Here is a 15,485-nt window from a genome sequence, read left to right on the forward strand (position 1 = left end):
CTCTCCTGAGCCAGGCCGTACTTACCTGGTCAGAGGGCAGGTAAGTACGGCCTGGCTTGCTGGCGGGGGGCTCTTTTCGTGCGTACTTTCGATGGTGTTGAGGGGGCGGAGCGAGTGAATTCCGCTGCCGGAGAAGGGGAGAGCTGTGTCCATCATCGAGACCGACGCCGTCCTGCATGAGGCGCACCGTGACAACCACACCCACCGTGATGTGAACGGCGGCTGGCTGCGCCCGGCGGTCTTCGGTGCGATGGACGGGCTCGTCTCCAACCTCGCGCTGATGACCGGCGTCGCGGGCGGCTCGGTGTCCCAGCAGACTCTCGTGATCACCGGTCTGGCGGGCCTGGCCGCCGGCGCGTTCTCCATGGCGGCCGGCGAGTACACCTCCGTCGCTTCGCAACGAGAGCTCGTCGAGGCCGAACTCGACGTCGAGCGCCGCGAATTGCGCAAGCACCCGGTGGACGAGATGGAAGAGCTCGCCGCGCTGTACGAGTCCCGCGGCGTCGAGCCCGGACTCGCCCGCGAGGTCGCCCGGCAGCTGTCCCGCGATCCGGAGCAGGCTCTGGAGATACACGCCCGCGAGGAGCTCGGCATCGACCCGGGCGGTCTGCCGTCGCCGCTCGTCGCCGCTGTGTCGTCGTTCGGCGCGTTCGCGCTGGGTGCGCTGCTGCCCGTACTGCCGTATCTGCTCGGAGCGCACGCCCTGTGGCCCGCGGTGCTGCTGGCGCTCATCGGGCTCTTCGGCTGCGGCGCGGTGGTGGCCAGGGTGACGGCGCGCAGCTGGTGGTTCAGCGGGCTGCGGCAGCTGGTGCTCGGTGGTACGGCTGCGGCGGTCACGTACGGGCTGGGCATGGTGTTCGGCGTGGCCGTCGGGAGCTAGTGCCGTGCCCGGCAAGCCCCATAGGACCGTCCGGTGCGTGCGATCGCAAGGCGGCCGGAAGTCCTTGGCGGCGCCTGTCCGGCATTGCGCGTGGACGGTCCGGGGTGTGCGCGGGGATCATGCCCGTAACCCGGGCGCCATCCGTGTGACGTACGTCTTGGCCGGCGCCTCTGGGCGGAACCCCTCCGCGTACGTAAAATGAGTCTCTATACAGGGCTCCGCATGAGTAGCCGTTACTCGGCGGTTTCGATTCCTTTTCCGCCGGGCATGAGCCGTAGACACCGCAGGCAACGACGCCTGCTCTCTGCGGTCCCCCCGGGCGCCGATCCTCCGACTGCGACCCAAGCCCCGCCGCTCCGTGAGCGGTGTCCGCATGTTGGAACGGATTATCCGCTTCTTGAGAAGCGCCCCATTATGTAAACCTGGATGAAATTTCGCAGAGGGCCAACGTCGTCCCTCGGCACTGCATATGCCACGACGACGACGGGAGAGCCGATGCGTTCCGACGCCTGGTCGCCCATGGACGGTCGCCCCGCCCAGCAGGGGATGTACGACCCCCGTAACGAGCACGACGCCTGTGGCGTCGGGTTCGTGGCCACTCTGACCGGTGTGGCCAGCCATGAGCTGGTCGAGCAGGCGCTTACCGTACTGCGCAACCTCGAACACCGCGGCGCCACCGGATCCGAGCCCGACTCGGGTGACGGCGCCGGAATCCTGCTCCAGGTGCCCGACACCTTCCTCCGGGAAGAGGTCCCCTTCGACCTCCCGGAGGCCGGTGCCTACGCCGTCGGTATCGCCTTCCTGCCCGCGGACGACTCCACCGAGGCCGTCCAGAAGCTTGAGAAGATCGCCGCCGAGGAGGGCCTCAAGGTCCTCGGCTGGCGCGAGGTCCCGGTCACCCCCGATTTCCTCGGCAACGGCGCCCGCGCCACCATGCCCGAGTTCCGGCAGCTCTTCGTTGCCGACAGTACGAGCGCCGGCATCGCGCTCGACCGCAAGGCCTTCGTGCTGCGCAAGCGCGCCGAGCGTGAGGCCGGGGTGTACTTCCCCTCGCTCTCCGCCCGCACGATCGTCTACAAGGGCATGCTCACCACCGGGCAGCTGGAGCCGTTCTTCCCGGACCTCTCCGACCGCCGCTTCGCCACCACGGTCGCGCTGGTCCACTCGCGTTTCTCCACGAACACCTTCCCGAGCTGGCCGCTCGCCCACCCGTACCGCTTCGTCGCGCACAACGGCGAGATCAACACGGTCAAGGGCAACCGCAACTGGATGAAGGCCCGCGAGTCCCAGCTGGCGTCGAGCGCGTTCGGCTCTGCCGACCATGGGCACAGCGGCAGCGAGCAGCTCGACCGGATCTTCCCCGTCTGCACCCCGGACGCCTCCGACTCCGCCTCCTTCGACGAGGTCCTGGAGCTGCTCCACCTCGGCGGCCGCTCGCTGCCGCACTCGGTGCTGATGATGGTTCCCGAGGCGTGGGAGAACCACGACTCGATGGACCCGGCCCGGCGCGCCTTCTACCAGTACCACTCCACGATGATGGAGCCCTGGGACGGCCCTGCCTGCGTCACCTTCACCGACGGCACCCAGGTCGGCGCGGTCCTCGACCGCAACGGTCTGCGCCCCGGCCGCTACTGGGTCACCGACGACGGCCTTGTCGTCCTCTCCTCCGAGGTCGGTGTCCTGGACATCGCCCCCGCGAAGGTGGTCCGCAAGGGCCGCCTGCAGCCCGGCAAGATGTTCCTCGTCGACACCGCCGAGGGCCGCATCATCGAGGACGACGAGATCAAGGCGGGCCTCGCCGCCGAGCAGCCGTACCAGGAGTGGCTGGAGACCGGCGAGATCGACCTCGAGGATCTCCCCGAGCGCGAGCACATCGTGCACACGCACGCCTCCGTCACCCGCCGCCAGCAGACCTTCGGCTACACCGAGGAAGAGCTCCGCGTCATCCTCGCGCCGATGGCCCGCACCGCCGGCGAGCCGCTCGGCTCCATGGGTACGGACTCGCCGATCGCCGCCCTGTCCGAGCGCCCCCGGCTGCTCTTCGACTACTTCACCCAGCTGTTCGCGCAGGTCACCAACCCGCCGCTGGACGCCATCCGCGAGGAGCTCGTCACCTCGCTGCGCTCCACGCTCGGCCCGCAGGGCAATCTGCTGGAGCCGACCGCCGCGTCGTGCCGCAGCGTCACGCTGCCGTTCCCGGTGATCGACAACGACGAGCTGGCCAAGCTGATACACATCAATGCCGACGGCGACATGCCGGGCATGAAGGCCGCCACGCTCTCCGGTCTCTACCGGGTCAGCGGCAGCGGTGAGGCCCTCGCCGCCCGGATCGAGCAGATCTGTACCGAGGTCGACGCCGCCATGGAGAACGGCGCCCGCCTGATCGTCCTGTCCGACCGGCACTCCGACGCCGAGCACGCGCCGATCCCGTCGCTGCTGCTCACCTCGGCCGTCCACCACCACCTCATCCGTACCAAGCAGCGCACCCAGGTGGGTCTGCTGGTCGAGGCCGGGGACGTCCGCGAGGTCCACCACGTCGCGCTGCTGATCGGTTACGGCGCCGCCGCGGTCAACCCGTACCTGGCGATGGAGTCCGTCGAGGACCTGGTCCGGGCCGGCACGTTCATCGAGGGCATCGAGCCCGAGAAGGCCATCCGGAACCTGATCCACGCGCTCGGCAAGGGCGTCCTGAAGGTCATGTCCAAGATGGGCATCTCCACCGTCGCCTCCTACCGCGGTGCCCAGGTCTTCGAGGCCGTCGGCCTGGACGAGACCTTCGTCACGAAGTACTTCAACGGCACCGCCACCAAGATCGGCGGCGCCGGACTCGACGTCGTCGCCGAGGAGGTCGCCGCCCGGCACGCCAAGGCGTACCCCGCCTCCGGCATCTCCGCCTCGCACCGCGCGCTGGAGATCGGCGGTGAGTACCAGTGGCGCCGCGAGGGCGAGCCGCACCTCTTCGACCCGGAGACGGTCTTCCGCCTCCAGCACGCCACGCGCAACAAGCGGTACGACATCTTCAAGAAGTACACGGACCGGGTGAACGAGCAGTCCGAGCGCCTCATGACGCTCCGCGGCCTGTTCGCCCTCAAGACGCATGAGAACGGTAAGTCGGACCGCGAGGCGATCTCCATCGACGAGGTCGAGTCCGTCTCCGACATCGTCAAGCGGTTCTCGACCGGCGCCATGTCGTACGGATCGATCTCCCGCGAGGCGCACGAGACCCTCGCCATCGCCATGAACCAGCTGGGCGGCAAGTCCAACACCGGTGAGGGCGGCGAGGACGCCGACCGGCTGTACGACCCGGCGCGCCGCTCGTCCATCAAGCAGGTCGCCTCCGGCCGCTTCGGTGTGACCAGCGAGTACCTGGTCAACGCGGACGACATCCAGATCAAGATGGCGCAGGGTGCCAAGCCCGGCGAGGGCGGCCAGCTGCCCGGCCACAAGGTCTACCCGTGGGTCGCCAAGACCCGGCACTCCACCCCGGGTGTCGGTCTGATCTCCCCGCCGCCGCACCACGACATCTACTCCATCGAGGACCTGGCTCAGCTGATCCACGACCTCAAGAACGCCAACCCGGCGGCCCGCATCCACGTGAAGCTGGTCTCCGAGGTCGGCGTCGGCACGGTCGCCGCGGGTGTCTCCAAGGCGCACGCGGACGTCGTCCTGATCTCCGGCCACGACGGCGGAACGGGCGCCTCCCCGCTCACCTCACTGAAGCACGCGGGCGGTCCCTGGGAGCTCGGCCTCGCCGAGACGCAGCAGACCCTGCTGCTCAACGGCCTGCGCGACCGCATCGTCGTGCAGACGGACGGCCAGCTGAAGACCGGCCGCGACGTCATCATCGCTGCGCTGCTGGGCGCCGAGGAGTTCGGTTTCGCGACCGCGCCGCTCGTCGTCTCCGGCTGCGTCATGATGCGTGTCTGCCACCTCGACACCTGCCCGGTCGGCATCGCCACCCAGAACCCGGTCCTGCGGAGTCGGTTCTCCGGCAAGGCCGAGTACGTCGTCAACTTCTTCGAGTTCATCGCCCAGGAAGTCCGCGAGATCCTTGCCGAGCTGGGCTTCCGTACGATCGAAGAGGCCGTCGGCCACGCGGAGCTGCTGGACACCGACCGTGCGATCACGCACTGGAAGGCGCAGGGCCTCGACCTGGAGCCCCTGTTCTACGTTCCGGAGCTGCCCGAGGGTGCGGTCCGCCACCGGCTGATCGAGCAGGACCACGGTCTCGCCAAGGCCCTCGACAACGAGCTGATCAAGCTCGCCGCCGACGCCCTGAACGCGGACAGTGCCGAGGCCGCCCAGCCGGTCCGGGCCCAGATCGCGATCCGGAACATCAACCGGACCGTCGGTACGATGCTCGGCCACGAGGTGACGAAGAAGTTCGGCGGCGCGGGTCTGCCGCAGGACACCATCGACATCACCTTCACCGGCTCCGCCGGCCAGTCGTTCGGCGCGTTCGTGCCGAGCGGTGTGACGCTGCGACTGGAGGGCGACGCCAACGACTACGTCGGCAAGGGCCTCTCCGGCGGCCGCGTCATCGTCCGCCCGGACCGCCGCGCCGAGCACCTCGCCGAGTACTCCACCATCGCCGGCAACACCATCGCCTACGGCGCGACCGGCGGCGAGCTGTTCCTGCGCGGCCGCACCGGTGAGCGGTTCTGCGTCCGCAACTCCGGCGCGACGGTCGTCTCCGAAGGCGTGGGCGACCACGGCTGCGAGTACATGACCGGCGGCCACGCCGTCGTCCTCGGCGAGACCGGACGCAACTTCGCCGCCGGTATGTCGGGTGGTGTCGCGTACGTCATCGACCTGGACCGCGACAACGTCAACGTCGGCAACCTCGGCGCGATCGAGGCGCTCTCCGACAGCGACAAGCAGTGGCTGCACGACGTCGTGCGCCGTTACCAGGAGGAGACCGGGTCCACGGTCGCCGAGAAGCTGCTTGCCGAGTGGGACAGCGCCGACGGTGGTGTCTCCCGCTTCAGCAAGATCATCCCGTCCACCTACAAGGCAGTGCTCGCCGCCAAGGAAGCCGCTGAGCTCGCCGGTCTCTCCGAGCAGGAGACCACCGAGAAGATGATGGAGGCGGCGACCAATGGCTGACCCCAAGGGCTTCCTGACCACCGGGCGCGAGGTCGCCGAGACCCGTCCCGCGGGCGAGCGCGTCAAGGACTGGAACGAGGTCTACGTTCCGGGCTCGCTGCTCCCGATCATCAGCAAGCAGGCCGGCCGCTGCATGGACTGCGGCATCCCGTTCTGCCACAACGGCTGCCCGCTGGGGAACCTCATCCCCGAGTGGAACGACTACGCCTACCGCGAGGACTGGACGGCCGCGTCCGAGCGCCTGCACGCCACGAACAACTTCCCGGAGTTCACCGGGCGGCTGTGCCCGGCTCCCTGTGAGTCGGCGTGCGTGCTCGGCATCAACCAGCCGGCCGTCACCATCAAGAACGTCGAAGTCTCGATCATCGACAAGGCGTGGGACAGCGGCGACGTCACCCCGCAGCCGCCCGAGCGCCTCTCCGGCAAGACGGTCGCGGTCATCGGCTCGGGTCCGGCGGGTCTCGCCGCCGCCCAGCAGCTGACCCGGGCCGGCCACACGGTCGCCGTCTACGAGCGCGCGGACCGCATCGGAGGTCTTCTCCGGTACGGCATCCCCGAGTTCAAGATGGAGAAGTCGCACATCAACCGCCGCATCGAGCAGATGCGCGCGGAAGGCACCAAGTTCCGTACGGAGGTGGAGATCGGCAAGGACATCGCCGCCGCCAAGCTCCGTCGCCGCTACGACGCTGTCGTCATCGCCGCCGGTGCCACCGTCTCCCGCGACCTGCCCGTCCCGGGCCGCGAGCTGAGCGGCGTGCACTTCGCGATGGAGTACCTGCCGCTCGCCAACAAGGTGCAGGAGGGCGACCTGACGGTCTCCCCGATCAGCGCCGAGGGCAAGCACGTCGTCGTCATCGGCGGCGGCGACACCGGCGCCGACTGCGTCGGCACCGCTCACCGGCAGGGCGCGGCCTCCGTCACCCAGCTGGAGATCATGCCGAAGCCGGGCGAGGAGCGGAACGCCAACCAGCCCTGGCCGACCTTCCCGATGCTGTACAAGGTCACCTCGGCGCACGAGGAGGGCGGCGAGCGGGTCTACTCCGTCTCCACCACCCACTTCGAGGGCGACGAGGACGGCAACGTCCAGGCGCTGCACCTCGTCGAGGTGGAGTTCAAGGACGGCAAGCTGGAGCAGAAGCCCGGCACCGAGCGGCGGATCCCCGCGCAGCTGGTCACCCTGGCCATGGGCTTCACCGGCACCGACCAGGCCAACGGTCTGGTCCAGCAGTTCGGCCTGGAGCTCGACGGACGCGGCAACGTCGCGCGCGACGGCGACTATGCCACCAATGTCGACGGTGTGTTCGTCGCCGGTGACGCGGGCCGCGGCCAGTCCCTCATCGTGTGGGCCATCGCCGAGGGCCGCTCCGCGGCGCGTGGCGTGGACCGCTTCCTGACCGGGGCCAGCGCACTGCCGGCCCCGATCCGCCCGACGGACCGTTCCCTGATGGTCTGAGCACCACCAGCAGTACGCATCACCACAACAGACGTCCCGTACAAAGGCGTACGGAACTGAACGCGGCGCCTGCCCGTCCCCGACCGGACGAATTCGGCAGGCGCCGTGGCGCGTCCGGGCCTGGGGCGCCGGCCACGACCGGGCAGGCGGAACGCTCACGCCACGGCGCCGCCGGTCAGCTGCGAGGTCTTCAGAACGACCAGGGCGACCAGTACCACGAAGACCACCCCGCACGCGGCGATCTGCACGGCGGTACGGCGCTTCGCCGGGGCGTACGCGAGCGCGGCCATGACGATGCCGCCCGTGAGGAGCCCGCCCAGGTGCCCCTGCCACGAGGTGAACCCCGCGGAGATCAGCATCCAGATCAGGAATCCGGCCAGGAACCGGTTGACCGCCTGCATGTCCCGGCCGAGGCGCCGGTTGATGACGTAGAACGCCGCCGCCAGGCCGAAGATCGCCCCCGAGGCGCCCACCGTGAGGGCGTCCGGCGCGACCAGGTACACCAGCACCGAGCCGCCCAGCGCGGACAGCAGGTACAGCGCGAGATACCGGCCGCGGCCCAGCTGCTCCTCGACGACGCGGCCCAGGTTCCACAGCCCGTACATGTTGAAGAGGATGTGCAGCACCCCGAACGGCAGCGTGCCGAACGACGCCCCGCCCGGCGGGAGATGAAGGAACGCTCCGGTCAGCAGCCGGTACCACTCGCCGTCCACCACACCGACCGCGTGGAACCCGGGGAAGTCCCCGCTCTCGTACATGTACTGGCCGCCGTGGGGTCCGACCAGACCCGCGCCGAGCATCCCGAACCGGTCGACGATCCCGGGGCGCATCAACTCGGCCAGATAGGCCACTATGTTCAGGCCCATCAGTACGAACGTCACCACGGGCACCGCCGTCCTCGACACCGCACCGCCGAAGACCGTGCGCGCCTGCCGGACCGACCGCTGCCCCTCCTTCACGCACTCCACGCAGTGGTGGCCGACCGCGGCCTCACGCATGCAGTCCGGGCAGATGTAGCGGTCGCAGCGGGTGCAGCGCACATAGGTCTCGTACGACGGATGGCGGTAGCAGGTGGTGACAGCGGCCTCCATGGCCGGCTCCTTCACGGGGGGACGGTTGCGGGCGGCCGGTGGGGGTCGGCGGCGATCAACATAGCGAACGCGGGCCGCGCGGACGCGGCCGGGTGCGGGCACGGACCAGGACGGGAACGGCCGGGGTCGTCCACAACGCCGCAGCCGGTCCACCACGGTGACGTAACCTCGTAACCCCCTCTCAGGAACGGAGCCCCGTATGGCCGGCATCAGTCTCCGCAAGGTCGAGGAGACCGCGCCCGCGCTCGTCAGCCTCTACAGGAGTGCCGGGGTCTCCCTGCAGAAGCACCGGCTCAGTGGCGAGCGTGCGGCCGTCTATCTCGTGCTCGACTACTCCGGCTCCATGAAGGCGTACTACAAGGACGGCAGCGTCCAGGCCCTCGCCGACCGGGTGCTCGGCCTGTCGGCGCACCTCGACGACGACGGCCGCGTCCCCGTCGTCTTCTTCTCCACGGACATCGACGCCGTCACCGACATAGCCCTCGACAACCACGTCGGGCGCGTCGACCGGATCGTCGCCGGACTCGGACACATGGGGAAGACCAGCTATCACCTGGCCATGGACGCGGTCATCGACCACTACCTCGACAGCGGCTCGACCGCGCCCGCGCTCGTCGTCTTCCAGACCGACGGCGGCCCGATCAACAAGCTCGCGGCGGAGCGCTATCTCTGCAAGGCGGCGAAGCTGCCGATGTTCTGGCAGTTCATCGGCTTCGGAAACAAGCGAAGCTCGCAGTTCGACTTCCTGCACAAGCTCGACGAACTGGCCGTGCCCGCACGGCGCCCCGTCGACAACTCCGGCTTCTTCCACGCCGGACTCGATCCGCGGCAGGTTCTGGACTCCGAGCTGTACGACCGGCTCGTCGCCGAATTTCCCAGCTGGCTGACCGCGGCCCGGGCGCAGGGGATCGTCAAGTGATGCCACGGGTGCTGAGGGCGGCCGACCGCACGGCCGTGCCCTGGAAGAACGGCGGGGGAGTCACCCGGGAGATCGCCGCATCCCCCGAGGGCGCACCGCTGGACGCCTTCGACTGGCGGGTCAGCCTCGCCGATGTGACCGCGGACGGGCCGTTCTCCTCGTTTCCCGGGGTCGACCGCACGCTGACCGTGGTCGAGGGCGCCGGGATGGACCTCATGGTGGGCGGCGAGCACCACATCGTCGACGAGCAGTACTGGCCCCACGACTTCCCCGGGGACCTGGAGACGGACGGGCAGCTCCTCGGCGGCCCCGTCGTGAACCTCAATGTGATGTACCGCAGGGAACGTACGGCGGCGGAGGTCGCGGTCGTACGCGGCACCCTCCGGCTGCAGGCGCCGGAGGGCGGCACGGTCCTGGCCGTCGCACTGGAGGACGGCGCGGCGCTCGACGGCCGGGACATCGAACTCGACTGCTACGACGCGGTGTTGATGGAAGGTGCGGCACCCCTGGTGCTCCGCACCCAGGGCTGGGCGCTGGTGATCACCCTGTCACCGGCCGGCGGACACGGCTACACGACTTCCGGCACCCGGTAATGGTGGGTCCGCGCGGTCTTCGGCGGTCCGGACGGCATCGGCAGGCCAAGCCTCCGGGCGACCGGCAGCATGGCCGCGCCGAAGTTCTCCACGGCCTCCGGCGACTCCCACAGGTCGAAGAGCTCCACGCCCGAATCGGTCGTGATGCAGACGTGGGAGAGGCAGCCGGCGAAGGCGTCGCCGGGAAGCGCCTGGAGTTCTTTGTCGAGAGCGTCGTACTGGTCTGCCGTGACGCCCGGCAAAGTGGCATGCACGAAGATTGCCATCGGATTTCACCTCGGGTCGCGGGAAACAGTCCCTCCCCGCCGCCACGATGACGGCCAAGTGCCTCGTACAGCACACCACGGTCATGGCGGTACGGCATCCGAACCGGTGGCGGCCCGAAAATCCGGACAGAAGATGTCGGGATTCAAGGGTTCGATGGAACCATGACATCGAGTTCATGGGCAGCGTTCCAGGTGGCGGAGCCGGGCTTCGCCGAGACCGTTCAGGCCCGCTTCGAGCAGCATAAACACCACATCCTGGCCACCCTCCGCAAGGACGGTTCACCACGCGTGACCGGGCTGGAGGTGAATTTCCGCTTCGGTGAGCTGTGGCTCGGCATGATGCCGAACTCGCGCAAGGCGCTGGACCTGCGGCGCGATCCGCGGTTCGCGGTGCACGCCAATCCGGGACCGGACGACGCGATGGAGTACGCCGACGTCCGGGTCTGCGGCCACGCGGTGGAGGAGACCGGCCCCGACGTCCTGGCCCGCTTCATCGAGGAGGTGAAGCCGCCGGAGCCGTTCCATCTCTTCCGCACGGAGCTGACGGAAGTCGTCAGCACGGGGGTGGAGAACGAGGATCTGGTCGTCCAGGTCTGGCGCCCGGGCAAGCCGCTGCGCACGATCCACCGCGCAGCGGACGACGGCAACCCGCGCGAGATCACCTGACGCCCGAGCCGGTGCCTGCCGGGCCCGGCAGGCACCTCCCCTCGGCCCGGCGACTGAGGACAGAACGACCGGCGGACGCCCCCCGGCAGCCTCTCAGTCGCCCGCCACCACTCGCTCCCGGCACGCCCCCGGCGCTCCCCAGGCGTCCCGCAGTGGCCTCGCCTTCCGCAGCCACAGCGACAGGTCCAGTTCGTCCGTATACCCCACCGCCCCATGCAACTGCAGCGCCGCCCGCGCCGCCGCATGGGCCGCCTCGCCCGCCGTGACCTTCGCCGCCGCCACATCCGCCCCGGCGCGCGGTGTCTCCTCGGCGAGCGCCAGCGCCGCCCCGTACAGCAGTGGGCGGGCGAACTCCAGGCCGGTCAACGTGTCCGCCAGCCGGTGCTTGACCGCCTGGAACGATCCGATCGCCACCCCGAACTGCGTGCGCCGCTTCACGTACTCGACCGTCGCCCGCAGCAGCGCCTCACCCGTCCCCAGCGCCTGCGCCGCCGTCGCGAACGCCGCCCAGTCCGCCGCCGCGGCGGCAGCGCGTTCGGCCGGTACGCCGAACCATGGGAGGTCGCCAATGTCATCGTCTTCCTGGCCAGCGGCTACTCCTCGTACATGACGGGCGAAGTCGTCCCGGTCAGCAGCCAGCATGCCTGACCGGGCACCCGCCGACGCGTCCGCAGGGGCATCGCATGGGCGGAGAATGGGCGGGTGCCTACCAAGAAGAAGCCCCAGGTGACCCCCTCGCCCGAGCGGCGCCGCGAACTCCTCGACACCGCCGCCGAGGTCTTTGCCGCGCAGGGATACAACGCCACCACCGTCCGCAGGATCGCGGACGAGGCCGGGATGCTCGCGGGCAGCCTCTACTACCACTTCGATTCCAAGGAATCGATGGTCGACGAGATCCTCTCCACCTTCCTCACCGAACTCTGGGAGGGGTACGACGCGGTGCTCGCCGCGGGACTCGGCCCCCGCGAGACCATCGAGGCGCTCGTCACCGAGTCCTTCCGGGAAATCGACCGGCACCGCGCCGCCGTCGCCATCTATCAGAAGGAGTCCAGGCACCTCGCCACCCAGCCGCGCTTCGCCTATCTCGTCGACTCCCAGCAGAAGTTCGAGAAGGCCTGGCTCGGCACGCTGGAACGCGGCGTCGCCGCCGAGGTCTTCCGCGCCGACCTCGACATCCGGCTCACCTACCGGTTCGTCCGCGACACCGTCTGGGTAGCGGCCTCCTGGTACCGGCCGGGCGGACAGCACAGCCCCGAGGAAATCGCCCGCCAGTATCTCTCGATGGTGCTGGACGGCATCGCTCTGCGTACGTAACCCACACTCACGGACCTCTCAAGGAGCGGCAGTCATGGCCGAGGCCTACCTCGTCGAAGCGGTACGCACCCCAGTCGGCCGGCGCGGGGGAGGCCTCGGGGCCGTCCACCCCGCCGACCTCGGCGCCCATGTGCTGGGGGCCCTCGTCGAGCGCACCGGCATCGACCCGGCGGCCGTCGAGGACGTCGTCTTCGGCTGCCTCGACACCGTCGGACCGCAGGCCGGCGACATCGCCCGGACCTGCTGGCTGGCGGCGGGGCTGCCCGAGGAGGTGCCGTCGCCGGACACGGCGTCACCCCGCGCGCCCGCATCCACCACCTCTCGGTGCGTGGCGAGGACCCGGTCCGGATGCTGTCGGCGCCCATCCCGGCCACCGCGTACGCACTGAAGAAGGCCGGCATGACCATCGACGACATCGACCTGGTCGAGATCAACGAGGCGTTCGCGCCGGTCGTGCCGGCCTGGCTGAAGGAGACCGGTGCCGACCCGGACCGGGTCGACGTCAACGGCGGAGCGATCGCGCTCGGGCACCCGCTCGGCGCCACCGGCACCAGGCTGATGACGACGCTGCTGCACGAACTGGAACGCATGGGCGGCCGCTACGGCCTGCAGACCATGTGCGAGGGCGGCGGCCAGGCGAACGTGACGATCATCGAACGGCTGTGAACCGGGTGCCGCCAAGGCTTCCGCGGGAGTCCGCCGACCGGCGGCGTGGCAAGATCCACCACTGGTCGGCAGAACGTGCTACGGTGGTCCGGTTGCAGTTTTGGTACCCATGAACTTTATGTGCGCCTGACGGGAATGCTTCCTCAGGCGCATTATTGTTTTCCGGCTTTCTCCGGATGGGGCTCAATGCGGCGACTTGGAATTCGTAAAGTGCGGATTTCCGGCACTGCACCTCTTGAGGAGAATGACATGGCTACTGGAACCGTGAAGTGGTTCAACTCGGAAAAGGGCTTCGGCTTCATCGAGCAGGACGGCGGCGGCGCTGACGTCTTCGCCCACTACTCCAACATCGCCACCTCGGGCTTCCGTGAACTCCAGGAGGGCCAGAAGGTCTCCTTCGACGTCACGCAGGGCCAGAAGGGCCCGCAGGCGGAGAACATCGTCCCGGCCTAATTGCCGCGACGCGTACCTCGCAGCCGGGGCCCGCACCGTGAAGGTGCGGGTCCCGGCTTGTGCTGTCCCGGGGAAGTACGCCGAGAGTCCCACGCGTACGCACATACGACCGGAATTCTCGAACATTCACCGAGAATTCACGAGCCGGTACGCGCGCTCCGTAGAGTCCCCAGCAGTCCCCCAGCAGTCCCAAGTAGTTCCCAGGAATCCCCAGGAGGGCAATTCCGTATGACCCGCTCCGAACGCCAGGACCGACCCGCCCGCACCCGCCCGTCGAGGGGGCGCGGCACGGCCCCGGCACAGGCAACCGCCAAGGGTTCCGGCAAGGGATCCGGCAAGGCGTCGCCCCGTCGCAGGGCCACGCCGCCGCAGGGCGAATTCGCCCTGCCCGAAACCATGACCCCCGCACTGCCCGCCGTCGAGGCGTTCGCCGAGCTGGACATGCCCGCCGCCCTGCTGAAAACCCTTGCCGCGCAGGGCGTCACCGATCCGTTCCCGATCCAGGGCGCCACCCTGCCGAACTCGCTCGCAGGCCGGGACATCCTCGGCCGCGGCCGCACCGGCTCCGGCAAGACCCTGGCCTTCGGCCTCGCGCTTCTCGCCCGCACCGCCGGACGCCGCTCCGAACCGCGCGCCCCGCTGGCACTCGTCCTCGTCCCGACCCGCGAGCTCGCCCAGCAGGTCACCGACGCGCTCACGCCGTACGCGACATCCGTGAACCTGCGGCTCGCCACCGTCGTCGGCGGCATGTCGATCAGCAAGCAGGCCGGCACGCTGCGCCGCGGCGCCGAGGTGCTCGTCGCCACGCCGGGCCGGCTGAAGGACCTCATCGAGCGCGGCGACGCCCGACTCGACCAGGTGTCCATCACCGTTCTCGACGAGGCCGACCAGATGGCCGACATGGGCTTCATGCCCCAGGTCGTCGGACTGCTCAAGCAGGTCGAGCCGGACGGTCAGCGGATGCTGTTCTCCGCGACCCTGGACAAGAACATCGACCGGCTGGTCAAGATGTTCCTGACCGACCCGGTCGTGCACTCGGTCGACCCCTCCGCGGGCGCCGTCACCACCATGGAGCACCACGTGCTGCATGTGGCCGACGAGACCGACAAGAAGGCGATCGCCACCAGGATCGCGGCCCGCGACGGCCGAGTGATCATGTTCGTGGACACCAAGCGTGCCGCCGACCGCTTCGCCAAGCGGCTGCTGGCCAGCGGTGTCCGGGCTGCCGCACTGCACGGCGGGCGCTCCCAGCCGCAGCGCAACCGGACGCTCGACCAGTTCAAGAACGGCCAGGTCACCGCGCTCGTCGCGACGAACGTGGCCGCCCGCGGCATTCACGTCGACGACCTCGACCTGGTCGTGAACGTGGACCCGCCGACGGACCACAAGGACTACCTCCACCGCGGCGGTCGCACGGCGCGCGCCGGGGAATCGGGCAGCGTCGTCACACTGGTGCTGCCGGAGGAGAAGCGGGAAATGACCCGGCTGATGGCCGACGCGGGCATTGCGCCGCGAACCACCCGGATCAAGTCCAGCGACGAGGAACTCAGCCGGATCACCGGGGCGCGCGAGCCGTCCGGCATCGCGGTCGTCGTCGAGGTCCCCCAGCCGACCCAGCCGAAGCCGCGCACACGGTCGGGCGGGGCAGGTGGAACCGGAGGCGGTGCGCCGTTCCGTTCCGGCACCCGGGGCCGGGGCCGACGCGGTGGGTCCGGCGCCGGAAGCGGAGCCGGGGCCGGGGCCACGCAGGGTGGCGGCGCAGCACGGGCCGGCGGCGCGGGCCGTGGCAACGGTTCGGGCGCGGCTTCGGGGCGTGCGGGAGGCTCCGGGCGAAGCAACGGCAGCGCGGCCGCGCGGGGTCGCAGGGCGGCGTAGCCGCGTACGAGGTGCGGTGACCGGTCGACCGGACGGGTCTTCGAGGCGGAGGGGGGCCGCATCACCGTGATGGAGGGCTGGCGCCCCGGACCCACCGCGGACCGGGGGGCACGGTGGGCGCCCGCGGAGGCGGGGGAGGCCACCCGGAAGCTGCTGGCGCAGGCGGTGCCGGCGGAGCCGGTGTACGGGGCGCGGTAGGGCGG

11 protein-coding genes and 4 pseudogenes are annotated in these 15,485 nt (G+C 69.8%); 12 read left to right on the top strand and 3 right to left on the bottom strand.

Annotation, left to right across the window (positions count from 1 at the left end; genetic code table 11):
• The first annotated feature begins 145 nt into the window (after positions 1-145).
• The 3 genes from OH809_RS31490 to OH809_RS31500 all read left to right on the top strand — a co-directional run bounded on the left by OH809_RS31490 (position 146) and on the right by OH809_RS31500 (position 7,439).
• Positions 146-880 (top strand): VIT1/CCC1 transporter family protein, encoded by a 735-nt coding sequence (locus OH809_RS31490; protein ID WP_406515956.1) that lies wholly within the window; start codon positions 146-148, stop codon positions 878-880.
• Positions 881-1,375: 495 nt separating this feature from the next.
• A complete protein-coding gene (gene gltB / locus OH809_RS31495; RefSeq protein ID WP_406515957.1) occupies positions 1,376-5,986 on the top strand; it encodes a glutamate synthase large subunit in 4,611 nt (1,536 codons plus the stop codon).
• Positions 5,979-7,439: a glutamate synthase subunit beta gene (locus OH809_RS31500; protein WP_406515958.1), complete on the top strand. Its 1,461-nt coding sequence runs from the start codon at positions 5,979-5,981 to the stop codon at positions 7,437-7,439. The genes gltB and OH809_RS31500 overlap by 8 nt, the downstream gene beginning before the upstream one ends.
• Before the next feature lie 155 nt (positions 7,440-7,594).
• Here OH809_RS31500 and OH809_RS31505 read toward each other — a convergent pair whose 3' ends face one another.
• A complete protein-coding gene (locus OH809_RS31505) occupies positions 7,595-8,530 on the bottom strand; it encodes a rhomboid family intramembrane serine protease (RefSeq protein WP_406418515.1) in 936 nt (311 codons plus the stop codon).
• A 199-nt stretch (positions 8,531-8,729) separates the two neighbouring features.
• Between OH809_RS31505 and OH809_RS31510 the strand changes: the two genes are divergently transcribed.
• Both OH809_RS31510 and OH809_RS31515 read left to right on the top strand, forming a co-directional pair.
• A complete protein-coding gene (locus OH809_RS31510) occupies positions 8,730-9,449 on the top strand; it encodes a vWA domain-containing protein (protein WP_406418513.1) in 720 nt (239 codons plus the stop codon).
• Positions 9,449-10,042: a HutD family protein gene (locus OH809_RS31515; protein WP_406418512.1), complete on the top strand. Its 594-nt coding sequence runs from the start codon at positions 9,449-9,451 to the stop codon at positions 10,040-10,042. Before OH809_RS31510 ends, OH809_RS31515 begins: the two co-directional genes overlap by 1 nt.
• On the opposite strand, the gene OH809_RS31520 is transcribed toward OH809_RS31515, so the two are convergent.
• On the bottom strand, positions 10,018-10,308 hold the full coding sequence (locus OH809_RS31520) for a hypothetical protein (RefSeq protein WP_406418510.1): 291 nt from the start codon (positions 10,306-10,308) through the stop codon (positions 10,018-10,020). The genes OH809_RS31515 and OH809_RS31520 overlap by 25 nt on opposite strands.
• 162 nt (positions 10,309-10,470) lie before the next feature.
• On the opposite strand from OH809_RS31520, the gene OH809_RS31525 reads away from it, so the two are divergent.
• Complete coding sequence (locus tag OH809_RS31525) at positions 10,471-10,974, top strand: pyridoxamine 5'-phosphate oxidase family protein (RefSeq protein WP_406515959.1); 504 nt, start codon at positions 10,471-10,473, stop codon at positions 10,972-10,974.
• A gap of 93 nt (positions 10,975-11,067) precedes the next feature.
• On the opposite strand, the pseudogene OH809_RS31530 reads toward OH809_RS31525, so the two are convergent.
• A pseudogene (locus tag OH809_RS31530) lies at positions 11,068-11,517 on the bottom strand (acyl-CoA dehydrogenase family protein); the annotation flags it as partial.
• On the opposite strand from OH809_RS31530, the pseudogene OH809_RS31535 reads away from it, so the two are divergent.
• From OH809_RS31535 to OH809_RS31560, 6 genes and pseudogenes are all read left to right on the top strand, one after another.
• A pseudogene (locus OH809_RS31535) lies at positions 11,506-11,622 on the top strand (SDR family oxidoreductase); the annotation flags it as partial. The pseudogenes OH809_RS31530 and OH809_RS31535 sit on opposite strands and share 12 nt — an antisense overlap.
• Positions 11,623-11,676: 54 nt before the next feature.
• Positions 11,677-12,288, top strand: a complete 612-nt coding sequence (locus OH809_RS31540; protein ID WP_406418506.1) for a TetR/AcrR family transcriptional regulator — start codon at positions 11,677-11,679, stop codon at positions 12,286-12,288.
• Positions 12,289-12,322: 34 nt separating this feature from the next.
• Positions 12,323-12,954 (top strand): annotated as a pseudogene (locus OH809_RS31545) (hypothetical protein).
• A gap of 249 nt (positions 12,955-13,203) precedes the next feature.
• On the top strand, positions 13,204-13,407 hold the full coding sequence (locus OH809_RS31550; protein WP_003969786.1) for a cold-shock protein: 204 nt from the start codon (positions 13,204-13,206) through the stop codon (positions 13,405-13,407).
• 228 nt (positions 13,408-13,635) lie between these two features.
• Positions 13,636-15,282 carry a DEAD/DEAH box helicase gene (locus tag OH809_RS31555; RefSeq protein WP_406515960.1) on the top strand — a complete coding sequence of 549 codons (1,647 nt, stop codon included), beginning with the start codon at positions 13,636-13,638 and terminating at the stop codon, positions 15,280-15,282.
• 27 nt (positions 15,283-15,309) lie between these two features.
• Positions 15,310-15,480, top strand: a pseudogene (locus OH809_RS31560) (short-chain dehydrogenase); the annotation flags it as partial.
• Positions 15,481-15,485: the final 5 nt, after the last annotated feature.

Source organism: Streptomyces sp. NBC_00873 (genome assembly GCF_045207415.1).
Lineage (GTDB): Bacteria > Actinomycetota > Actinomycetes > Streptomycetales > Streptomycetaceae > Streptomyces.